This is a genomic window from Bacteroides sp. AF29-11 (assembly GCF_003602895.1).
GTDB classification, from domain to species: Bacteria; Bacteroidota; Bacteroidia; order Bacteroidales; family Bacteroidaceae; genus Bacteroides; species Bacteroides uniformis.
This window is the reverse complement of sequence record NZ_QTLY01000005.1, coordinates 416-23,532: the sequence shown is the minus strand read 5'-3', so window position 1 is coordinate 23,532 and position 23,117 is coordinate 416. Positions and strand designations below refer to the sequence as shown.

Sequence of the window (23,117 nt, the reverse complement as noted above, 5' to 3'; positions counted from 1 at the left end):
TCCCAATTAAAACAGTAACGAGTATGATACATTCTATTTTACACCAGATATGGAACCAGCGCCGCAGTAACGGTTGGCTGTTTGCCGAGCTGTTGATTGTATTTACATTGATGTGGTATTGTGTGGATGTACTCTATGGCTTTGCCCATGCAGAACGGCAGCCTAAGGGGTATGATTTGGAGCATGTCTATAAGATAAGGATTTCCTGCAATCCCACACAGATAGTGCCGTGCACGTCGGAAGACAGCCTGCAGACCTTCTGGTTCAAGCCGATGGAGGAAGTGCTCCGGCGTATTAGGCAATATCCTGCAGTGGAAAGTGCTGCCACGTGGCTGGGTACCGATACTTATACCCGCGGGCGTGTTTACCAGGGGTATACGACGGACAGCGTGCATGTTGTCGAGACTACAGTGCGCTATGTGTCTCCCGAATATTTCGACGTCATGCGCATTCCGCTGTTGCAGGGGAATGTCTCGGATTGGAATTCCACTGCCAGTCCTCTGCCTGCCGTGGTGACCCGTGATTTGGCAGACAGTCTTTTTCAGACAAGTGCCAGGGCGGTGGGCCGCGAGTTTCTGGATTATTACAGCGGAGGTCTCCGTTACCGTGTCTCTGCAGTCTGTGCTTTGCAGAAGACGGATGACTATGCCCGTTACGGACCTTTTGTCCTGACTCCTTTCCCCGGTTGGTTCTATGAGGACCAGTACCTCCCGTTCATCTCCCTACGGATACGTCCGGAGGCGGATACGGATAATTTTGCAGCCCGTTTTTATCAGGATATGATGTCGCAGCTGCAGGTCGCTCCATTCTATCTTTTCGACATACAGAGCTATAAGGACCAGAAGATAGAGCGGGATGCTGCCGAAGGAATCACCCCGTATATCCGCAGCGCAAGGCTCATTGTGATATTCTTTGTTTTCAATGTATTCATCGGGCTGATGGGAACTTTTTGGTTCCGTACCCGCCATCGCCGCAGCGAGATTGCTTTGCGCATGGCCATGGGCAGCAGCCGCGGAAGAATACGCTGGCAATTGCTGGGTGAAGGGTTGCTGCTGTTGGCACTTGCTTCCATCCCCGCTTTGATGATATGTATCAATATGGTTATGGCAGATGTCACTTTTACGGAAGCCACGGATGCCACTTGGGGGAGATTTGTCATATGCGTTTCTATTGTCTGGATATTGATGGCATTGATGGTGATTGCAGGAATCTGGTATCCGGCTTCACGGGCCATGAAGGTACAGCCTGCCGAAGCATTGCACGATGAGTGAGTTTTTTTTGAATAATCTGTGCTCATTCTCAATATAACTTGTATATTTGCGTGACGAATAAGAGTTTTGCGTTGAGTATACAAAATCTATATTATGATGAAACGCCTTTTCTTTCCATTGCTTGCAGGCTTGTTGTGGTTGATGTCGGGAACACTTTCGGCTACGGAACGTACGTACAATGTACTTTTCATACAGTCCTATACAAAAAATACTCCTTGGCACAGCCTTCTGACAGAAAATTTGGAGAACGGACTGGACAAGGGGGGAGTTAAAGCCAATATCACTACTGAATATCTGAATGCCGATTACTGGTCTTTCGCTTCCGAGTGCTTCATCATGCGCCGCATCTGCGAGCGTGCCAGGCAACGGAAAACGGACTTGATTGTGACCTCCAGCGATGAGGCTTTCTTCACATTGACCCATTGCGGTGATTCCCTGCCTTATCAGATACCGGTAGTGGTTTCGGGTATCAAATACCCGGATGAGAGGGTCTTTGAAAGAATGCCCAACGTCTCCGGCTATGTTTCGAAAACGGATTTCGATGTCTTGCTGGATGCGGCTGTCCGCATGTTTCCTTCCCGCAGGGAGTTGGTCTGTCTGTCCGACAGCAGTTTCCTGAGCCTTAAAGGGGTTAAGGCTGTGGAGGAATCCTGGGAACGCATAAAGAGCAACTATCCGGAGCATGAGTTGAAAGTGCTGAATGTGCAGGCCAAGTCCTTGAACTCTATCATCACTTCCATTTGCTATGACTACAATGCCTACAAGCATATTGTCATTGCTCCCAAATGGATTCCCTTTCTTTCCTTGAAGTTGAAGGCCCCCGTGTTTACCAGCCAGAACCTGGCTATGACGAACGGTGTTCTGTGTGTGTATGATGCCGTTCCCGGAGAGGATGCTTTTGCTGCCGGCCGGCAGGCTGCAAGTATTTTGAAGGGCAAGTCACCCGCCTCATTGGAAGTAAAGGACTTTGGGGGCAAGTTGCTGTTCGATTACAAACAGTTGCAGTTTTTCCGTGTGGACACGAACCGTGCGGAGAGCAAGGGCATCATTTTGAATATACCGTTGATGGAGCGTTACCGTGTCTGGTTCATTCTGTTCTATTCGCTGATTGTCGGGGCATTGGTGCTGCTGGTTGCCTGGCTTTTCCGTGCCAACCGCAGGGAGTCGCGTAAGCGCATACATGCCCAGACCCGCTTGTTGATACAGCACCGCCTGGTGGAGCAGCGCGACGAGTTCGACAATATCTTCTGTTCCATTCGCGACGGCTTGATTACGTATGATACCGACCTGCGCATCCATTTTGTCAACCGTCCGTTGTTACAGATGTTGGGACTTTCTTCCGAAACCTATACGTCCCGTTTCTATGAAGGGCAGATGGCCGGCTCCATTTTCAGGATTTACATGAATGGAGAAAACATCCTGCAGGACTTGTTGAAGAAAGTACGTACCGGAAAGAGACCTATTTCTATTCCGGAGAAAGCCTTCATGCAGGAAAACCATCAGGGAACGTATTTCCCCGTTTCCGGCGAGGTAGTACCTATCTTTGCCAATGAAAAGATGACGGGAATGGCGATTGTATGCCGCAATATCTCCGAAGAAGAGATGCAGAGACGCTTCTTCAATATGGCGGTGGAGGAAAGCTCCATTTATCCGTGGCAGTACAACATGCATATGAACCGTTTCCATTTCCCGGGTGGATTGCTGCGCCGTTTCGGGTATACCGATGATACGGACTTGCTGGCACGTGATGAGATGGACACCCTTATACATCCGGAAGACTTGCTGCATACGCGCAGGAATTTTGATGCCATTCTGTTGGGCAATGAAATCAATTCACGGATGAGTTTCCGGTTGAAGAGTGCGGATGGGAGCTATGAATGGTGGGAGTTCCGCAGTACCGCTTATGACGGACTGACGGTTGATACCCCATACATGGTATTGGGAGTATGCCAGAGCATCCAGCGTTACAAGGATACGGAAGAGGCCTTGATTGCCGCACGTGACCGTGCCTTGCAGGCCGACAAGCTCAAATCTGCGTTCCTTGCCAATATGAGCCATGAGATACGTACCCCTCTGAATGCCATTGTCGGTTTCTCGGATTTATTGAAGGACTTGGACGCTTTTTCTCCGGAAGAGGTAAAGCAGTTCGTCGAAACAATCAACATCAACTGTACATTGCTGCTGGCGTTGATAAACGATATTCTGGACCTCTCGCGCATAGAATCGGGCACGATGGACTTTAAGTTCGGAGCATTCAACCTGGCGTTTATCATGCAGGAGGTCCATGAATCCCAGCGTCTGAGTATGCCTCGGGATGTAGAGCTGCGTATAGAGATTCCGGAAGGGGAAGACAAATTGGTCATCACCGATTCCGTCCGCTTGAAGCAGGTCGTGAACAACCTGATAAACAATGCCAAGAAATTCACGGTAACGGGCAGCATCACCTTCGGCTACGTCACGAACCGGGAAGGATATACCACCATCTTTGTCGAAGACACGGGAAGCGGTATCTCCGAAGACGCCCAGAAACATATCTTCGAACGCTTCTACAAAGAAGACAGCTTTACGCAGGGCGCCGGTTTGGGGCTGAGCATTTGCCAGACCATCGTAGACCGCCTGCATGGTTCTATCTCGGTCTCCTCAGAGTTGGGAAAAGGAACGCGTTTCGAGGTGGTGATACCGGATGCGAACGAATAATCATTCAATCCGTTTGCAGGCATTGGCTTGCAGGAACTCTTCCAATATATCTTCGTAATTGCCATACAGCATGATGTGGTGATTGCCCAGCGGTGTCTTGAGGAAATAGTCGGCAGGGGAGTTCATCTTTATCCGCACTTGGGTGCGGCACATATTGATGTAGTTTGTATTCTCAACAAGCGTGCCGGTGCTCAGGTAATATTCGTCCAGGCTTTCGCTTCCGCATTTTACGATGGTTACATCTCCCGTCGGCAGGATTCCCTGAATACCGATGCCGCTTTCCGTCTCAAAGTGGTTGCGTATGATGAACTGCTCCGTTTGTGCGATGCCGATGGTGCAGTGTGCCAATATGATTTCATTGGTACGGGCATTTATCATGGAAGGATTGGCCATGAAGGAGTTTTTCCCCGTCAGCACTTTTACGGCCAGCATGGTGAAGACGGATTGCAAATCGCCTTCACATCCGGCAATGATTCCTTCGTCGTTCAGCAAGGCAAGGGCAAGGCAGCCGGTGGTTCCCGTTTGGTCTATCAGGCGGAAGCAGCTGAGGGTAATGGCGCTCAGTCGCTCTTCCTCTACAATCCTCTTGATGGCTCGATACAGCCGCATGGCTTTTATCATGTCTTCGGGGCTTGCCTCTCGGCAGGCAAGCGCTTTTCCTGCCAGTCCGGCGCATGCTTCGCCCACCTCGTCGTCCGTTATCTGTCCGTAGTATTCATAAATGCGGTCCAATGAGACGTCTGTGTACTCGATACCCCAGCGGCGTTTGGCAAGCAGATAATCCACATTGCTGGCAACGAGCCAGCTGGACGGAGTGCCCATTACGCCGATGCGCATACCGAAAAGGCTGCGTTGTGCCACGAAATTGCTGTGCAGGACAAAAATACGCTTGATGGTCTCGGGTAGCTCTCCGTGAAGAATCTCGCTTTTCATTCCCCGGCCGCGCAGCCAGGAAGATATTTCAAGAGCGGCAGCCAGTGAATTCTGCATGCCGTCTGCCAAGAGGATGGCGGGGCGGGGAAGGGATTCGAAATGCTGGATTACCAGCCGTTCCACACCTCCGGTGGCAATGAATATAATACTGAAGTCATCGGGTGATAACTTGTCTATGTCTTTGTAATCAATGAAGTTGACGGTAAAGTATTTTTCCAATTCAGTCAATATCACTTCGTGGGAGCTACGGACTGATGCTTGTTTATGCAGTATGGAAGCAAAAGTTATAAGGTTGATGACCATGGTGTTATTTACTATTTGACTATTTACTATTTACAATTGATTCTACTTGGCTCGTTTGCTTTTTCAAAGATACAAGTTTCTGTTTACATATCATAGAGTTTTTACGATAGATAAGTTTTTTAAAGTTTTTATGGTCCTGCCTTCCTTTTGGTTTCAAATAATTCGCTACATTTGCAACTTTAATGATAAAGTGATAGCAATATCACCTATAAATACTCTATTAAATAGTAAATCATAAATCGTCAAATAGTAAATAAACCTCATGCCAACAATATCTATTCGCGGAATGGAGATGCCCGCATCTCCTATCAGAAAACTGGCTCCTCTGGCAGATGCTGCCAAGCAGAGGGGTATACATGTATTTCACCTGAACATCGGTCAACCCGACCTGCCTACTCCGGAAGTCGCGATTGAAGCGATACGGAACATCGACCGGAAAGTTCTGGAATACAGTCCCAGTGCGGGATATCGCAGTTACCGCGAGAAGTTGGTGGGTTACTATGCAAAGTACAATATCAATCTGACTGCAGACGACATCATCATCACTTCCGGCGGCTCGGAGGCGGTGTTGTTCTCTTTCCTGGCTTGCCTCAATCCGGGGGATGAAATCATTGTTCCCGAGCCGGCCTATGCCAATTATATGGCGTTTGCCATCTCTGCCGGAGCCAAGATACGCACCATTGCCACGACCATCGAAGAGGGTTTCTCGTTGCCCAAGGTAGAGAAGTTCGAGGAGTTGATTAACGAGCGCACGCGTGCTATTTTGATTTGCAATCCCAACAATCCTACGGGTTACCTCTATACACGCCGTGAAATGAACCAGATTCGCGACCTTGTGAAGAAGTACGATTTGTTCCTCTTCTCGGACGAGGTGTACCGTGAATTTATTTATACGGGTTCTCCCTATATCTCTGCCTGCCATCTGGAGGGCATTGAGAACAATGTGGTGCTGATTGATTCCGTGTCCAAGCGCTATTCGGAGTGCGGCATCCGCATCGGTGCCCTGATAACGAAGAACAAGGAAATCCGGGATGCTGTCATGAAGTTCTGCCAGGCGCGTCTCAGTCCTCCGTTGATAGGCCAGATTGCCGCAGAAGCATCGCTGGATGCCGATGAGGATTATCTGCGCGACACATACGATGAATATGTAGAACGCCGTAAATGCTTGATTGACGGATTGAACCGTATACCGGGCGTATATTCGCCCATCCCGATGGGAGCATTCTATACGGTGGCAAAGCTTCCGGTAGATGATTCGGACAAGTTCTGTGCCTGGTGTCTGTCGGAGTTCGAATACGAGGGACAGACGGTATTCATGGCGCCTGCGTCCGGATTCTATACTACGTCGGGTTCCGGTCGCAACGAAGTGCGTATCGCATACGTACTGAAGAAAGACGACTTGAACCGCGCCTTGTTTGTATTGCAAAAAGCATTGGAAGCCTATCCGGGAAGAGAAATGAAGGATTAGGGATTAATTTATGAACTTATCTCGCTTTATAGCGTTGCGCATTTATCGCAACTCGGAGCCGGGCAAGCAAGTTTCCCGTCCGGCTGTCCTTATTGCCATGGTGGGTATTGCTCTCGGACTGGCGGTGATGATTATTGCCGTGTCCGTCATTGTTGGCTTCAAGAGCGAGGTAAGGGATAAAATCGTGGGTTTCGGTGCCCATATCCAGATAGGCAACCTGGATGCTGCACGCTCTTATGAGACGCGCCCGGTGGTGGTGGGCGACAGCATGATAGCTGCGCTTTCCGATTATCCCGAAGTGAAGCATGTACAACGCTACTCCACCAAGCCGGGGATGATAAAGACCGCCGATGCTTTTCAGGGAATGGTGCTGAAAGGTGTGGGGCAGGAGTATGATAGCACCTTCTTCCACCGCCATCTGCTGGAGGGGGAGTTTCCGCAATTCAGCGATTCCGCTTCGTCCAACCGCGTAGTCATCTCAAAGTCTCTTGCCAACAAGCTGCAATTGAAACTTGGTGACAAGATAGACACCTACTTCATCCAGGACGATGTGCGTGCTCGCCGCTTGAAGATTGTAGGTATCTACCAAACCAACTTCTCCGAATACGACAACCTATTCCTGCTTACCGACCTCTATCTGGTGAATCGCCTGAACAACTGGGAGCCGGACCAGGTGAGCGGTGTGGAGCTGGAAATACGCGATTATGACAAGCTGGAAGAAACCACCTATGAGATAGCTGTCGATACGGACGAGAATCCCGACCGCTATGGTGCCGAGTATTGCGTCCGTAATGTAGAGCAGCTCAATCCCCAAATCTTTGCCTGGCTGGGCATCTTGGATGTCAACATCTGGGTCATTCTCATTCTGATGATTGGGGTGGCGGGTTTCACCATGGTATCCGGCCTGCTGATTATCATCATAGAGCGTACCTCCATGATAGGCGTGCTGAAGTCTTTGGGAGCCAATAACTTTACCATCCGTAAAGTCTTCCTTTGGTTTTCGGTCTTCCTCATTGGGAAAGGCATGCTTTGGGGGAACATAATCGGCCTTGCGTTCTATTTCGTGCAGCGCTGGTCCGGCTTGTTCAAGCTCGACCCTGAAACCTATTACATGGCTACTGTTCCGGTATCTTTCAATATCTGGCTGTTCCTGCTGCTGAATGCCGGCACATTGCTGGCTTCGGTCCTGATGTTGCTGGGCCCATCATTCCTGATTACACGCATCCATCCGGCAACTTCCATCCGTTACGAATAAGAGAATCACTTTCTCAGAAAACCGCTTTTCTTGCGGAACAGACAGTACCATTTCCAACGTAAAGACTGTATCGGCTGCAATAGGTCGAAAGCCGGTAGTGTGAAGTAATATCTGCGCTGTTCTTCCAGGTCGTGGGCAGTCTTGTTGACAATGACTGCCTGCATGGTGAAACGGAACAGGAACAAAAGAAAAGCGACGCCTGCTGCCAGCCAGTGGAAGTGCAGAATGCCGATGACCATCGCGGCTATCCAGGATGCGTGGAATGCCAGGCGGGTCAGGGTCTCAAAACCGGCCAGCCAGCGTTGCATTCCATGATACAGCCGTGCTGTGGAGGCGTAGCCTATTTTCTCTTCTTTCCAGTCCTTGGTACGCAGAAGCGGCTGCATGCGCACAATGGCATTGGCATCCGTTTCTACCCGCGTGTTCTCCGGGGTAGCCACGTGGTTGATGAACAAATCGTCGTCTCCCCGTTGCAGGTTGAGGTGTGCGGAGAATCCTTTCTGTTGGTAGAAGAGTTCCTTCCGGTAGGCCAGGTTACGCCCGATGCCCATGTAGGGGCTGCCTGCCAGGGCAAATCCCAGATAGCGCATGGAAGTGAACAGATTGTCGAATGCCGCCCGTTTGTGCAGCCAGCCTTTGCCGCGTTCGTAGCCGCTGTATCCCAGCACCACTTGGGTACGTGATGTGAAGTTGCGTGCCATCAGTCGCAGCCATTGGTTGCTTTGGGGCATGCAGTTGGCATTGGTGAACACCAGCCAGTCATATTTGCTGGCCTTGATTCCAAGCGTTACGGCCAGCTTCTTGCGGCTGATGTAACGGGAGGAATCGGGTACGAAGCTGTGGTAGAGATGGGGATATTTCTCCTCGAGGATGGTCAGGTAATCCTCGCTCTCATCGGTGTTGCCGTCGTTAATGACGATGACTTCAAATTGGGGATAGTCCTGCTCCAGCACGGCGCCCAGGTTGCGGCGCAGATTCTCGGATTCCTCGCGGGCGCAGATGATGACGGATATGGGGGGCAGTTCCTGGGTGAAGTGCGTGTCTCCCTGCTTCACGGCACGGCTGCGCGCATGAATACGGTTGTAGAGACAGAGGTAGTAGATAATTTGAATAAGGAACAGACCACCCGCCGTAGCGAGTACGATAATTTCAGTTGAATCTAATGTAAATGCTTCCATGTGCAGTAGGACGTTTATGTGCTGCAAATTTACACAATTTCCGGCACTACCTCAAACTTTGTTCCGGGAAAGTGCTTGGACAAATACTGCTTGATGTATTTCATCGTGTCTTCCTGGATAGTCTTGTCCTCTACCGTGGGATAGAGGTTGTAGAGTACCGTATCGAGCGCGATGTCCCGGTTCTTGATGGCTTCGAAGCTCAGCAGGGTGTGGTTGATGCTGCCCAGCTTTCCGGAGGTGACAAAGATAAGCGGGTACTGCTTCTCCGCAATGTAGTCTATCGTCAGGAAATCTTCGGTAAGGGGAACCATCAGACCGCCGGCGCCTTCTACGAGCACGGTATCATAGCGATGGGAAAGTTCCCTGGTGGCACGCTCTATTTTTCCGAAGTCTATCGGGCGCTTGTCTATGCGGGCGGCGAGGTGGGGAGAGCAGGGATAGGAGAATATCTCGGGCATGGTCAGCCCCTCTTTGTCTTCCGGCAGGTAGCCAGTTCCGGTGAGGCGGCGGTGCAGGTCGATGTCCTCGGAATGGCCGGTGTTGCCGGTCTGGATGAACTTTTGGGTGATGACGCGCAGGCCGCGTTGCATAAGCTCACGGGCATACCAGGCGGTGCAATAGCTTTTTCCGGCATCTGTATCAATGCCGCTGATGAAGTAGATGTTTTTTGTTTCCATTATTTTGTCTTTTTTCGTGCGATGATATAAATAGGGTGATAGGTCAGGCTTACGTTGCCTGCGGCATCACTGAACCGGATTGTGTATTCTTCACAGAAGGATTGCAGGCGGCTACGCGTCCACATCCTTTTTTCCGTACCCGTGACTCCGGTTTGCTTCAGATGCTTCAGCACTGCCTGGGGAGTGGGGAAGGGCAGGGATATCACTTCTTCTTCGGCATGGAGAATATCGAAGCGGGGAGACAGCAGGGCTTGCAGCTCCTCAACGGAGAGATAGTCCAGCCCGTGCCCAGTCAGTTGGCGTATTTCGTGCATGTTTGTGGCGCCGAAGGTGCTGAAGGCAAGCAGGCCGTCTGCCACCAGTGCTTGGTGGCAGCGGGTGAAGAAAGCACCTGGGTCGTTGAACCATTGCAGGGTGGAGCACGAGGTTATCAGGTCGGTTTCTCCGGGGAAGTCGATGGCTTCGGCATCACCGGGGACGAATTGCACGGTAGTGCCGTCGCAAAGTTCCTTGACGCACTCCTCCATTTCCCGGCACAAGTCGTTCAGCAGCAGAGCTTCCGGTTGCAAGGTGTGGAGGAGGATACGTGAGTAGCTTCCCGTTCCGCAGCCAAACTCTACGACACGGCGGAAACGTGTGTATGGTTCCTTTATGAGCTGCATCATCTTCTCGGCGACTTGTTGCTGCACGCGGGCCTCCCGGGTATAGGTATTCCGGGCTTTGGCAAAGCGGGCGGCTATCAGTTGTTTGTCCATCGGGTTCAGTGGCTTGTCCATAGGTCTTGCAGGTAATGTCTGAATAACTCTTCCTGGTAGTGGGCATCCTCCGTTTGCAGCACGGGGGTGCCGAGTGTTTCCCAGGCTTGCAGCTGGTTGGCTGGCGGAATGATGCGGTCGTTGCCTCCCGCTACTGCCTGCTGCCAATGGAAGGTGGCAGCAGGCAGTGTGTGGTACATCTTCTCAATCTCCGTCAACTCATCTCTCAACTCTTCCAGCGGACGGCGGGGAGTGATTTCCAGGAAAGCTTTGAAGGCTGCTCCGTTGGCGCACATGCGGCGGAGGAATTTGTGCAGTGAAGCCCCGGTCAGTCCGTCCAATGTCCCGTGGTAGATGGCGGGTAGAATACCCATATGCTGGTCTATGGGGTAGGGCGTTCCGTTGATGGCGATACTGTTTGCCATATGGATACCTTTGCCGGACGTACCTGGCGATGAGAGCTGTGGCACGGTCTGCGAAGCCGCCCATACCCCCATAGACCAGCCGATGAGGTTGATTTCGCGGTATTCTTCCAGTCCGGAGGCGTCAAAATCCAGTGTGCGGTAGTCATAGCACACCATGAAGTCGCTGGCTGCCGGACGATACATTTTGAAAGGCGTCTCATCGGCTCCCCAGCCGGCAAAGAACAGCAATAGCCGGGGATGATGCTCGTGTATAATGTAACTTTGTTTCATCTGTTTTTAGAATCGTATAGCGTTAGTATTCCTCTCTTCCTTTAGGGGAATAAGGGGTATCAGTTCTCCAATCTCATCTTCCCGTATGTCTGCTGTCAGCGAGAAGCGGATACGTGATGTCCCTTCGGGCACCGTGGGCGGGCGTACCGGCAGTGCATAAAAGCCATGCCTCTGCAGCAACTCTGCGCACAGCACGGTGTCGGCACTGGGGCCGATAATCAGTGGGACGATATGGCTTGCGCTGGGGCATCCGTACCCCTTGGCTTGTAATGCTTCGCGCAGTGTCCGGCTGATTCTTGCCAGATGCTCGCGGTGGTCCTGCATTCTGGCAAGTTTCCGTACGATAAACAGTGTCCAGGCAATACTTGTCGGAGGCAATGCCGTGGTGAAGATGAGGGTTCGCATCCGGTTGACGAGATACTCGCGTATCGTCCGGCAGCAGGCGATGTATGCGCCGGCAGACGCCGCTGCCTTGCCGAAGGTGCCCACGAGGAAATCTATATCCCGGATGCATCCGGTTTCTTCGGCGCAGCCCAGACCGCGCGGTCCCCTTACGCCGAATGCATGGGCTTCGTCCACATAGAGCAGTACGTTGGAGTATCTTTTTTTCAAACGCACCAATGCCGTGAGGTCGGCTTGGTCACCGTCCATGCTGAAGATGCTTTCTGTGACGATAATCAATTGCCGGAATGTTGCATGGTGTTGTTCCAGCAGGCGTTCCAGTTGTACCAGGTCGTTGTGGCGGAAGCGGATGCAGCGTGCGGTGGATAGGCGGATGCCGTCGATGATGCTGGCATGCACCAGCTTGTCTGCCAGTATCAGGGTTTGTGCATCGCTCACGGCGGGTAGAATCCCCATATTGGCATGATAGCCGCTATTGAGCACCAGTGCTGTCTCTGTGCCGAAAAGTGTAGCGAGTTCCGTCTCCAGCTCTTCGTAAATCCCGAAGTTCCCCGTCAGCAGGCGGGAGGAGGAGGAAGTCGGCAGGAAGGTGTCCGGTGTCAGTGTCTGCAGGAATTCTTCCTTCAGCTGGCGGTCGGCAGCCAGACCCAGATAGTCGTTGGACGAAAGGTTCAGCATATGCCGGCCATCGGCTACAACCGTGCGTCCCTCGTGTGTCAGTTGCGGCAGGCGGCGCAGGTTGCTGTGTTCTTTCAATGTTTGCAGCTCTTGCTGCATATAGTTAGTTACGTTCATAAATTCTTGATATAATAATTTTCCCTTTATCCTCTCAATTCATTTCCTGTATAATTTTCATCAACCCTCCCGTCAGTTTCCTCAACTGTTCCGGCTCTATAATGAACGGAGGCATCAGGTATACCAATCTTCCGAACGGGCGTACCCAGATTCCCTCCTCAACGAAGCGTTTTTGCATCCACGCCATGTCTACGGGTTCTTTTGTCTCAATCACCCCGATGGCTCCCAGCACACGTACATCCGTCACTTGCGGTAATCGGCGTGCCGGTTCAAGCTCTTCTTGCAGTTGCCGGCTGATGCGAGTCACCTTGCCTTGCCAGTCGTATTCGGGCGAGGTCAGCAGCTTCACCGAAGCGCATGCCACGGCGCATGCCAGTGGATTCCCCATAAAGGTGGGTCCGTGCATAAACACCTCCGGTGTATGGTTGGAGATGGTATCCGCCACTTCGTTCGTCGTCAGTACGGCAGACAGCGTCATGTATCCGCCCGTTATGGCCTTTCCTATGCACATGATGTCCGGTTCTACACCCGCGTGCTCCCAGGCAAAGAGTTTTCCCGTCCGTCCGAAGCCCGTGGCTATCTCATCGAATATCAGCAGCAGGCCATGTTCCTTGCATATCTGTGCCGCTTCGCGCAGGTACTGGGGGTGGTAGAACCACATGCCGCCAGCGCCCTGCACCACAGGTTCGAGGATAAGCGCTGCCAGTTCCTCGTGATGCTCCTCTACCAGTTTCCGCAGTTCCACCGTATCCCGTTCATCCCATTCGCCATGGAAGCGTGAGCGCGGCTGCGGCACGAAATAGCGCACCGGCAATGATGCCCCGAACAGCGAATGCATGCCCGTCACCGGGTCGCAGACAGACATGGCATTCCATGTATCCCCGTGATAGCCCGAACGGATAGTCACAAAATTGTTCTTCTTCGCCTTTCCCTTGCCATACCAGTACTGCACGGCCATTTTCAAGGCTACCTCTACTGCCACCGAGCCCGAGTCGGCATAGAATATCTTCTGCATGGACGGCGGGACGAGCGGTAGCAGCAACTGGCCCAGTTCAATGGCAGGGTCGTGTGTCAGCCCTCCGAACATCACATGCGACATCTTGCCCAGCTGTTCCTCTGCCGCCCGGTTCAGTGTAGGGTGGTTGTACCCGTGGACGGCGCACCACCACGACGACATTCCCTCTACGAGTGTTTCTCCGCTTTCCAGGGTGATGGTGGCGCCTTCGGCATGCTTCACCTTATACACCGGTAGCGGGTTGGTGGTGGAGGTATAGGGGTGCCATAGGTGCTCTCTGTCGAACTGCGAGCCGCAGAACCGGTATTCGGCATCTTCTATCAGTACCTTGTCTTCCGACACTTTCGAGCCGAGCGTTGTCAGCAGGTCGCCCACGATGGCGGAGTTGATGCCGATGTGTAGCGCTTGCTTTACGGCCTCCTTGCTCAGTTGCGAGCGTCCTCCGGCAAAGCGGAGGAAAGCTGTCGGGTTGATGAAGCGGAAGAGGGCGATGGTGGTCAGTATTTCCTCCTCGCTGAGTGGTGCCTGCCGTTCCAGCGGTGTGCCGGGGATGGGGCTCAGGAGGTTGATGGGGATGGACTGTACTTCCAGCTCGCGCAGTGTGAAGGCGAATTCGATGCGTTGCTCCATGCTCTCGCCCATGCCGATGATGCCGCCGCTGCAGATGTCCATGCCTACATTGCGGGCGGCTTGCAGGGTGCGCAGCTTCTCTTCCTGCGTGTGCGTGCTGCACAGTTGGGGAAAGTAGGAGGGGGCTGTCTCCAGGTTGCAGTGATAGCGGGTGATGCCTGCGTCGTGCAGTGCCCGCATTTCGTCTTCGTTGAGCAGTCCCAGTGATGCGCACAACTGGATGGACGAGTGCCGGCGCATGTGCCGGGCGGCTTCGCACAGTTTCTCCATGTTTCTGGAGGAGGGCTTCCGTCCACTGGTCACCAGCGAGAAACGTGCCACGCCCTGGGCTTCATTATGCCGGGCATGCCGCAGGCATTCTTCTTTGTCCACCAGGTCGTACACGTCTGCCTGGGTTTTGTAGTGCGACGACTGTGCACACCACTTGCAGTTTTCCGGGCATCGTCCGGACTTGGCATTAATGATGGAGCACATGTCAAACTCCTCCGAGGCCAGGCCCCGGGTTATCTCGTGGGCAGCTTCGTATAGCGCTTCCTTGTCGGGTTGCACAGCCAGCCATTCGGCTTCTTCCTTACTGATGTGGCTGCCGCGCAGCACTTGTTCCTTCAACTTCTGTAGGGTCATATCTTTCTTGGGTTAAGTTCGTGGATAAAGACAGAGGTACGGATTGCCGGGGCGGTGCAGCTCGTCATTCTGCTGCATGGCTTCCGGTAATCCGTACCTCTTGTTCTCTTTTGTTTCAGGCTATATGTGTCTTGTCCGCCCGTATTCCCGCAGGGGCGGATGAATTGTGTTTCAAAAAGAATGTGCCGGTTCGTTCCCAGCTCCGTGAGGATACTTGTCAGGGCGCTGCTGCTACCCAGCGGAATGCCGGTGTCGGTTTCTCTTCCTTCCGTTTCCCCTTTCCAGGCACTCTCTTCCCCGCATCCGGCATGTCCGGCGGTTCCCGCAGCCTTCTGTTTGGACAGAGAGCTGTCTGCCACGCTTTTGCGCAGGCAACCGATAGTGACACACCGTCCTATGCTGGCAAATGCAGCGTAGGCTTTTCTGCTCCAGCGGCGGAAGCGGATGGTAGGTGCGGCGGGTGATGTATTCCTCATGTTTTTTTTCAGCCTGATGCGGTTTTGTTTCCTTTTAGCGGATGCAAATGTAGAAAAAATAATTTCATAACGGTAATGGTCATGCATGAAAAAGCCGCGCAATAGTTGCATTTGCGCGGCTCTTCTTTAAGCAATGTCGTAGGATTTCACTCTTTGGACGACTGGTAGTAGAGATACCAGTCATTATTGGTGGCACCATTGGACTCTACCCATTTGGCGAAATCGGGATACTCCAGGTCGATGCGTACGGTTTCCTTTGCCGGAGTGAACCGGATGGGGCCTTCCGTGCCGGTTGTGGCCGGCAGCATGATGGCGAATGGATATTTGCCGTCCTTGTTGATGTAGTAGGCATCGTCTTCGGCTCCGATTTGCTCTGCGTTGGCTTTACCGGTCGCTTTCTTCTTGGGCAGATGCACTTCTGTCCGGTTGTCGGCTCCGGCTGTATACTGGGCAATGATGAACGGATTCAAGTCGCTCTCCAGATTCTTCTTAGGCAATGTGTTGTCTGCAAATGTACGGGTTACGGTAAATTCGTTGCCCTGCACAGACTTTGCATCGGGGAATAGGATGACAGAAGAGGTCTCTGTTTCATCGACTGCTCCGGCAGGCAGTTCTATGCTGCCTCGCAGGCTGGCCACATATTGCACGGCAAATGCGTTGGAGTATGTGGCGGCACCACTTTGCTGTACGGGTACAAAGGTGTCTTCCACCTTCAGCACATAATTGTTGCTGTTGAATGAAATGGCCCGTTTGTGTTCGATAATCACGTCGTTCAAGTCATAGTCACCGCCATTGGGCCAGATGTCTTCGTAGGCATACGTGCGGTAGGTTGTTTCGGAGCTCGTCACCGTAGGCTCTTCCGGGTCTATGACCGGACGGTCCGGGTCTTGAATGGCTTCATTGGGGTTGGCATCGATACAGAACAGTATGTCTTCGTAGCTGGTATCATCGCCATCTTCTACTCCGTAGACTACCGTGCCGTTGCTGGTGGAGAGGGAGATAAAGCGAGCTTGTTGGCCTGCATATATCTTGTTCCATTCTTTATTGGAATATATATAATTTATAGAGTAGTCGATACCTTTATTGGGGGTATATCCATTGGGGATGATGAAATATCCTATGGTATATCCTGCCGGGAATTTGGTGGAGACATTACCGTTTTCGTCCTGATACAGAAGTTGTATTTTTGTATTCTTCTGTATGGGAGCGTCATATCGGGAATATTTGTTACCACTTCCAGACCATCCGGTATACGGGTCGTCTCCTGCAATGGATGCATTGGGAATGATAATGAATTTGTCTACCTTGTCAGGGCTGTTGGGAATTTCATTGGTCTTGTAGTAATAATAGCCGATGGAAGTCAGGTAACCGGCACGTTCGGTCAGGAAGGTCAGATACAGTTCTGCATCGGTAATCGTTACGTGTTGTCCCTGGTTGTTGATATATGCTTGGGCAATGGTGGTGTTCACATGCTTTGTATCGCTCACCAAAGCTCTGTTGTCCAGATTGCTGGGTTTGCTGTCATAACCTTTCCACAGTGTGTGTTGTAACTGCTTTAAAGTTCCGTCATTGAAATTTCCCGTAGTTACAATGTCATTATTATCAATAATCTCACCGTGAGATTGTCCCCATCCAACGATGGAGTATACCCGTTCCTTCCTATCCTTTAGGTCGATAGTCAGGTTGGATTTTGCACGTGTCATGGCAGTTGAGCGGGTGTTGGCATTATTTTCGGTCATATCTACCACCACTTTGCCATTTTCCACATCTGCTTCCACATACATGGGGGCTCCCCAGCTTTGTGAGATGATATATACCTTTTCTGTCGCTTTGGGCAGTTCTACGTTGCCGGTGAAGCGTCCGTCTGCATCTGCAAAGATTTTAAAAACCGCTTCGCCGTTGATGGAGTAGAGGTTGTTTGTCTGATAGGTGATGGGGTCTTCTGTAAACACCTCTATTAATGCGCCTCCTGCGATTTTTCCATAATTCACGTCAAAAGCTACCTGGGCTGTTGTTGCAAAGTCAAAGTATTCGCTCTCCGGCTTTAGTTCTGTTTTTCCACGTTCGGGATTGTATAGGTCTTTTTCGGTACATCCCGTGAATATGCTGCAGGCAATTGCTGAAATGAGGGTTGCAGCACTAACTTTCGTCATAAGTCTAACTTTCATATTTTTATTGTTGTAGATTGCTTGCTTGTTTGTCTTATGAACGCTGTCTATATCACAACCGCCACCTACTTCACAGACGAGTTGTAGATACTACATTTTCTCGAGCGCTTTTTTCATGTTGCAAATATAAACATAGTATTTATAATCTACAACTTTTGGGGTTTAAAAACACTTTTGGTGGGTTAAAAAGTTGTATAAAGTGAATTGATACTAATTGGATGAATCGAATGGTGCGGGCATAAAAAAAAGGCTATCTATCCCAGACAGCCAATCTTTTGTTAACCTTAAATCTAATACTATGAAAAACACATTGCAAAGGTACGTGTTTTCTTATAATCTCCAAATTTGCAGTAGATAATATCATGTTTTATAACAAGACTTAATGGTCATTAAGAACTTTATCTGCAATATTCATCGTACATTTGCTCCTGATATATCATCCGTTTGCCTTTTATGCATTATGCATTCGGTGCAGACGGATGATGTGTTTTCGTGAACTTATATACAGACAAACAACTATAAAACATACATTTATAATGAAATCAATCCAGAACAAAGGAATAAACCTCACCGCAGAAGACCTCAAAAATCGAATCGCTGACAGAAAAGAACGATATGCCAAGCAGCAGGTACGACGCGAGAAATTGGAACAAACCATGGAGAACACCCGCAATGACATCGAGCAACTGGAGTATACCCTTGCACAGATGGAACGTACCGCCAAGCGCTCCCGCAATGCTGCCGCACAGCCTTCCCGTTTTGTCCCCCGCGAGCGTATCGCTAGCTTCTTTGCCCGTGTTTCCCGTTTTTTCGACCACCTTCAGCACCGCTTGCACCGTAGCTTGAACTATACTTGGTTCTGCCTTGTGCTATGCTCCCGATATACTTTTCAGAGCCGCCTGAAAAGCGTGGAACGCTGCTGTCTTACACCGGCCACGGTGCTGGGGTACTTCAAGAGGGAGAGGGAGATGTAACCAGTGACTTCGCTCTTATGGTAGAAGCAGCCTTAGGGATTAGTGCGGAACTTCTCGTTAATAGGCAGGCGAGATATAATATGGCTGTCTCTCTTAAAGAAAAATCGCTGACCGATAAGTTGCATGAAATACGCAAAATGTGTGCTTCCCTATTATAGTATGAAAGTGTTGCTTTTATCAATAAGACAGTGAGGGTGTGTCATCAACCGTTTTGACACATTCATTTTTCTTGAGCAAGTTTTCTTATTGCCACTCGAACTTTCCCAGTTTTCCCTCCCATTCTAACTTTGCAACATGTTTTATTAATAAATATATGCAAAATGATAAAAGAACAAAGTTTTGAATGGCTGCTCGAGGGATGCCATCGCATTGCAGATGTGGCAGTGGCCTATTACCCAAACTACGCGTATGCCTGCTCGGCCGTAAAGGCCCTGCGCCGTTCCATTGCGGAACACGCTTGCCTGCTGAAGGATCTGACGGACCAGGGCTATACCGCCAGGACTGCCCACCTCACCCCCGTACAGATAGGCATCCTCCTGAGCTACTGGGGGATGCCCGACCACGTGAAGGATATGACCGTGAAAAATCCGTATCTTCTGGTCTCTAAAAAATATGCGAAATAGAGAATGTATTTCTAATACATTCTGATTATTTTAGTATATTATTATATAGGGTGGTGGAGGATGAGGTGAACCCCTCTCTCGCCACCTTATGTATTTCATTAATTTTTAGCCGATTCTAACTGCTTATTTGTATCCCCCTGGCTGGTCCCTTACCTTTGTCGCATTATCGAATTAAGAATAGACAAAAATGGAAAAAGAAATGAGCCCCATGACAACGGAGATGCTGAAGAAAGGCTATCTCCTCTTCCCCAAAGCCTTGTTTGAGGAACAAATGAATATGAAAACCGGAGAGAAAGCCGCCGATGCCTTCGAAGCCTTTGTCTTTGTGCTGACACACGTCAACTACAGCACGGTGACCTGCAACGTCAGGGGACACCTTTTCGACTGTGTACGTGGCGAGTCCGTACTTTCCCTGGCCCGCTGGATGGAGATATTGGGGTGGCCCCGCAACCGTACGCGCTACTTCTTCAACAAGATGTTCGACGCCGGCATCGTGGAGCGGGTGGCCAACCCCTACGTGATGCACATCCGTATCCCCGATTATGATTTCCTTACTGGCAATGCCCGTCCTAAAGCAGCCCCGCGGAAGAAGAAGGCAGCGCCGGTGGCTGGGGTGGGAGAGGACTTCTGCATCTTCTGGGAAAAGTTTCATGACATCACCGAGCATCCCAAGGTAAACATCGGCCGGGCCCGTCGCGAATGGAAAAAATTGACGGCAGGCGAGAAACAGCGGGCACTGGACAACATCGACGAATATTACGACCATCTGAACAACCAAAAATATTGTAAACAAGCCGCCACCTATCTGGCGGACAAATCTTTTGAAAATGAATATGATGACTGAAACTACTTTTTCCCACGACAGTGACCTCGAAGAAGCTGTCATCGGTGCCTGCATGATAGAGCGCGCTGCCATGCCTCTGGTGGCGGACAAACTTCGTCCCGAGATGTTCTACGAGGAGAAGAATCTGGAAATTTTTGCCGCCCTGCAATCGATGTATCGCAGCGCAAAGTCCATAGATACCATCACGCTGAAGAACGAACTGGCAGCCCGTGGCAAACTCGATGCCGTGGGCGGGCCTTACGAACTGTTACGCATCAGCTCGAAGGTCAGCTCCAGTGCTCATCTGGAGTATCATGCGCTCATCCTTAGGCAATTGCACACGCGGCGTATCATGCGTACGGGATTCCAGCAACTGCTGGCGTTCAGTGCCGACGAGTCGATGGATATTGACGACATCCTGGTGGAAGCCCATCGACTGCTGGAGGGGCTGGAGGACGAGAGCGGCGTAGCCGACCACCTTCGCTCCATAGACCGGCTGATGGACGACACGCTGGCCGAGGTGGAGCAGCGTATGGAGCACGGATGCAACGGCATTACGGGTATCCCTACGGGTTTTGACGCTCTGGACCACGTTACGGCGGGCTGGCAGCGCGGCGACTTGAACATCCTTGCTGCCCGTCCGTCGGTGGGGAAGACGGCCTTTGCCCTCCACCTGGCCCGTGCCGCTGCCATGGCGGGGCGTCATGTGGTGGTCTTCAGCCTCGAAATGCAAGGCGAGCGCCTGGGAGACCGCTGGCTGCTTGCAGCTACGGAGGGGGTAGACCCGCAACACCTGCGTAGCGGTCAGCTCACACCCGGCGAGGTGAGGCAGGTGCATGAGGCGTCTGCCGAGTTGTCGCGGTTGCCCATACTGATAGACGACCATCCGATGACGAGCATGGACCGCGTGCGTTCTTCCGCCCGCCTGCTGAAGAGCAAGAATCGCTGTGACATGGTGATTGTGGACTATCTGCAACTATGTGACATGAGGAGTGACCAGAAAAACCGCAACCGCGAGCAGGAAGTGGCGCAGGCAAGCCGCAAGGCAAAGCTGCTGGCCAAGGAGCTGGATATCCCCGTACTGCTGCTGAGTCAGCTGAACCGGGCGAGCGACGGTAGCATAGACCATCGCCCCACCCTGAGCAACCTGCGCGAGAGCGGCGCCATAGAGCAGGATGCGGATATGGTAATGCTGCTTTGCCGCCCTGCCCTCTACGGCAAGACCGTCGATAAGAAGAGTACTTATCCCACCGATGGCCTGGGTATCGTCATCATAGCCAAGCACCGTAATGGCAAAACCGGTGAAGTCTATTTCCATCATAACCAAAGCATGACAAAACTGGTGGACTACATACCACCATTGGAGTGGCTGACGAGGAATGCAAAGTGATGGATGGAAATTTATAGAATACAGAGACACAAAGACACGGAGATTTTTCTTATTGCTTGAAAAACTCTGTGTCTCCGTGTTTTTTGTAGTAAAAAAAATGGCAAAACACTTGACTTCCGCTTCTTAATGTTGTATCTTTGTAATGTGCTTAAGAAAAGGAATAATCATTGATTCGGGCGCCCTATCCCTTCCCTTACCCACTTCTCTCTTATAACTCATTTTTCTTAACTTAAACCTTAACTTTTTAAATTTATGGATGTAATTGTAGAGCGCTTCCAGCGCCGTAAAATCGTGAGCAACCCGGCTTCGCCCATGTTGTACTATCTCCGTCAGAAACCCAAGACCTGCGGCACCGTGGACATCGATGTCCTTGCCGCCTCCATTCAGAAAAACTGTGCCATGACGAAGGGCGACGTGAAGCACGTCATCGAAGCCCTGGTGGAGGAGATTCAAGGCAACCTTGCCAACGGCGACAAGGTGAAGCTGAACCAGCTGGGCACTTTCCACATGACGTTCCGCTGTCCCGGCATGGAGGCCTCGGACAAATGTACGGTGCGCAATATCTCGAAGGTGAATATCCGCTTTATCCCCGACAAGGAGCTGAAGCTGGTGAACGGCAGTACCGCCGTGACCCGCAGCCCGGCGAATGTGGGCTTTGTGCTCGACAAGCCCGAGGAGGGCGGCTCCGGTGGCGGCAATCAAGGCGGTGGTTCCGGAGGCGGCTCCGGCGACGACGGCGACCAGGGCGAAAATCCGCTGGGATAAAGAAGGAATGATTAAGGGTTAGTGATTAATGGTTAATGAACACAAGCAAATCGCTTATCGCTAATCAATCCCTAATGATTAACCATTAATCATTAGCCCTTAATCCTTAATCACTAATCCTTAACCATTAATTCTTAACTATTAATCCTTAATTTTATGAGTACAAAATCATCTGTTTGGGATAAGATTCTGAAAGTGATAATCGCTGTAGCCTCCGCGCTTATTGGTGCCCTGAGCGCCCATGCCATGACAGTGTAGCGGGTTTCCTTCACTTTTAATTTTTAATTTCTAATTTTTAATTCTCATGAGATTCATCAATCTTATCGTCGTCCATTGTTCCGCCACCCGCTGCGACCGCTGCTATACGGAGCACGACTTGACGACAGACCACCTGCGCCGGGGCTTCTCCGGCGCAGGTTATCATTTTTATATCCGCAAGAACGGTGACATCAAGTCCCTGCGTCCCTTGTCCCTGCCTGGTGCCCATGTCCGGGGTTGGAATGCAGGTAGCATCGGTGTCTGCTACGAAGGCGGGCTTGACGAGTGCGGTCGCCCTGCCGATACACGCACCCTTTTTCAAAAGCACTCCCTGCGTGTGCTTGTGTTGCTGCTGCTGAAGGATTATCCCGGTTCCCGGCTTTGCGGTCACCGCGACCTGAGCCCCGACCTGAACCATAACGGGGAGATAGAGCCGGAAGAGTGGGTGAAACAATGTCCCTGCTTTGATGCGGCGACTATACTGACAGAACCGTCACCACCCAATCCGGCATGCTTATAAAATGTTTTTATTCTCTTTCTTCGTGCTCTTCGCGCGCACGTATATATATAATGTATAGTTATTTTCTCTCTTTTTCCTTTCTTCAAAATTGTTCATGCGAAATGCATTTATGAATCAGTAAGTTACAAAAAAGTTTCATTTTTATTAAAAAAAATGATAGATATGTTTGGCTTGTATTGTTAAATCCTATACCTTTGCACCCGCTTTCCAAGAGAAGGAAAGTGGTAAGATTGAAATACTGAAACAGAAGTGTGGAAGGTGACACAGAGAAATAAAAAGAGATAAAAATATTTTTCGAAAAACATTTGGAACTTATTAATAATTCTCCTTATCTTTGCAGTCCGACTCGCAAAGAAAAAGAACTTTTCTTGTTTTGCTTTTCTTATCCTTGTTTAAAGGATTTGAAAATACAGGAAAAAGAA

The 23,117-nt window shown here is 50.9% G+C and carries 20 protein-coding genes; 11 read left to right on the top strand and 9 right to left on the bottom strand.

The window, feature by feature from the left end; translation table 11 throughout:
• Positions 1 to 23: 23 nt before the first annotated feature.
• Both DWZ03_RS09465 and DWZ03_RS09460 read left to right on the top strand, forming a co-directional pair.
• Positions 24 to 1,271: an ABC transporter permease gene (locus DWZ03_RS09465; RefSeq protein ID WP_117681026.1), complete on the top strand. Its 1,248-nt coding sequence runs from the start codon at positions 24 to 26 to the stop codon at positions 1,269 to 1,271.
• A 93-nt stretch (positions 1,272 to 1,364) separates the two neighbouring features.
• Complete coding sequence (locus DWZ03_RS09460) at positions 1,365 to 3,968, top strand: PAS domain-containing sensor histidine kinase (RefSeq protein ID WP_117878526.1); 2,604 nt, start codon at positions 1,365 to 1,367, stop codon at positions 3,966 to 3,968.
• On the opposite strand, the gene DWZ03_RS09455 is transcribed toward DWZ03_RS09460, so the two are convergent.
• Positions 3,969 to 5,204, bottom strand: a complete 1,236-nt coding sequence (locus DWZ03_RS09455; RefSeq protein WP_005831144.1) for a fucose isomerase — start codon at positions 5,202 to 5,204, stop codon at positions 3,969 to 3,971.
• Between the two features lie 262 nt (positions 5,205 to 5,466).
• Here DWZ03_RS09455 and DWZ03_RS09445 point away from each other — a divergent pair, with 262 nt between their 5' ends.
• Both DWZ03_RS09445 and DWZ03_RS09440 read left to right on the top strand, forming a co-directional pair.
• Complete coding sequence (locus tag DWZ03_RS09445; RefSeq protein ID WP_120129759.1) at positions 5,467 to 6,672, top strand: pyridoxal phosphate-dependent aminotransferase; 1,206 nt, start codon at positions 5,467 to 5,469, stop codon at positions 6,670 to 6,672.
• A gap of 10 nt (positions 6,673 to 6,682) precedes the next feature.
• Complete coding sequence (locus DWZ03_RS09440) at positions 6,683 to 7,927, top strand: ABC transporter permease (protein ID WP_120129756.1); 1,245 nt, start codon at positions 6,683 to 6,685, stop codon at positions 7,925 to 7,927.
• Between the two features lie 5 nt (positions 7,928 to 7,932).
• Here DWZ03_RS09440 and DWZ03_RS09435 read toward each other — a convergent pair whose 3' ends face one another.
• From DWZ03_RS09435 to DWZ03_RS09395, 8 genes are all read right to left on the bottom strand, one after another.
• A complete protein-coding gene (locus DWZ03_RS09435; protein WP_055288608.1) occupies positions 7,933 to 9,105 on the bottom strand; it encodes a glycosyltransferase in 1,173 nt (390 codons plus the stop codon).
• A gap of 29 nt (positions 9,106 to 9,134) precedes the next feature.
• Positions 9,135 to 9,782 (bottom strand): dethiobiotin synthase, encoded by a 648-nt coding sequence (bioD, locus tag DWZ03_RS09430; RefSeq protein WP_005831133.1) that lies wholly within the window; start codon positions 9,780 to 9,782, stop codon positions 9,135 to 9,137.
• Positions 9,782 to 10,558, bottom strand: coding sequence for a malonyl-ACP O-methyltransferase BioC (gene bioC, locus DWZ03_RS09425; protein WP_120129753.1), 777 nt, complete (start codon positions 10,556 to 10,558; stop codon positions 9,782 to 9,784). Before bioC ends, bioD begins: the two co-directional genes overlap by 1 nt.
• Complete coding sequence (locus DWZ03_RS09420) at positions 10,543 to 11,232, bottom strand: pimeloyl-ACP methyl esterase BioG family protein (RefSeq protein WP_120129750.1); 690 nt, start codon at positions 11,230 to 11,232, stop codon at positions 10,543 to 10,545. Before DWZ03_RS09420 ends, bioC begins: the two co-directional genes overlap by 16 nt.
• A 6-nt stretch (positions 11,233 to 11,238) precedes the next feature.
• Positions 11,239 to 12,429, bottom strand: coding sequence for an 8-amino-7-oxononanoate synthase (locus DWZ03_RS09415; protein ID WP_119958271.1), 1,191 nt, complete (start codon positions 12,427 to 12,429; stop codon positions 11,239 to 11,241).
• 34 nt (positions 12,430 to 12,463) lie between these two features.
• The gene (gene bioA, locus DWZ03_RS09410; protein ID WP_120129747.1) at positions 12,464 to 14,698 is read right to left on the bottom strand and encodes an adenosylmethionine--8-amino-7-oxononanoate transaminase; all 2,235 of its coding nucleotides are present in this window, start codon (positions 14,696 to 14,698) and stop codon (positions 12,464 to 12,466) included.
• Positions 14,695 to 15,174, bottom strand: coding sequence for a hypothetical protein (locus DWZ03_RS09405; protein ID WP_057089547.1), 480 nt, complete (start codon positions 15,172 to 15,174; stop codon positions 14,695 to 14,697). Before DWZ03_RS09405 ends, bioA begins: the two co-directional genes overlap by 4 nt.
• A 146-nt stretch (positions 15,175 to 15,320) precedes the next feature.
• Positions 15,321 to 17,342 carry an LruC domain-containing protein gene (locus tag DWZ03_RS09395; protein ID WP_117749809.1) on the bottom strand — a complete coding sequence of 674 codons (2,022 nt, stop codon included), beginning with the start codon at positions 17,340 to 17,342 and terminating at the stop codon, positions 15,321 to 15,323.
• Between the two features lie 536 nt (positions 17,343 to 17,878).
• On the opposite strand from DWZ03_RS09395, the gene DWZ03_RS09390 reads away from it, so the two are divergent.
• From DWZ03_RS09390 to DWZ03_RS09360, 7 genes are all read left to right on the top strand, one after another.
• A complete protein-coding gene (locus tag DWZ03_RS09390) occupies positions 17,879 to 18,316 on the top strand; it encodes a hypothetical protein (protein ID WP_005831111.1) in 438 nt (145 codons plus the stop codon).
• A 320-nt stretch (positions 18,317 to 18,636) separates the two neighbouring features.
• Entirely contained in the window at positions 18,637 to 18,939 is a 303-nt protein-coding gene (locus DWZ03_RS09380) for a DUF4248 domain-containing protein (protein ID WP_005831107.1), read from the top strand.
• A 187-nt stretch (positions 18,940 to 19,126) separates the two neighbouring features.
• Positions 19,127 to 19,783 carry a hypothetical protein gene (locus DWZ03_RS09375; protein WP_008664714.1) on the top strand — a complete coding sequence of 219 codons (657 nt, stop codon included), beginning with the start codon at positions 19,127 to 19,129 and terminating at the stop codon, positions 19,781 to 19,783.
• Positions 19,773 to 21,152, top strand: a complete 1,380-nt coding sequence (gene dnaB, locus DWZ03_RS09370) for a replicative DNA helicase (RefSeq protein ID WP_005837398.1) — start codon at positions 19,773 to 19,775, stop codon at positions 21,150 to 21,152. The genes DWZ03_RS09375 and dnaB overlap by 11 nt, the downstream gene beginning before the upstream one ends.
• A gap of 252 nt (positions 21,153 to 21,404) precedes the next feature.
• Positions 21,405 to 21,917 carry an HU family DNA-binding protein gene (locus tag DWZ03_RS09365; protein ID WP_005837397.1) on the top strand — a complete coding sequence of 171 codons (513 nt, stop codon included), beginning with the start codon at positions 21,405 to 21,407 and terminating at the stop codon, positions 21,915 to 21,917.
• A gap of 156 nt (positions 21,918 to 22,073) precedes the next feature.
• Positions 22,074 to 22,175, top strand: coding sequence for a smalltalk protein (locus DWZ03_RS19995; RefSeq protein ID WP_005837396.1), 102 nt, complete (start codon positions 22,074 to 22,076; stop codon positions 22,173 to 22,175).
• Positions 22,176 to 22,221: 46 nt separating this feature from the next.
• A complete protein-coding gene (locus DWZ03_RS09360) occupies positions 22,222 to 22,695 on the top strand; it encodes an N-acetylmuramoyl-L-alanine amidase (protein WP_120129744.1) in 474 nt (157 codons plus the stop codon).
• The last annotated feature ends 422 nt before the right edge of the window (positions 22,696 to 23,117 follow it).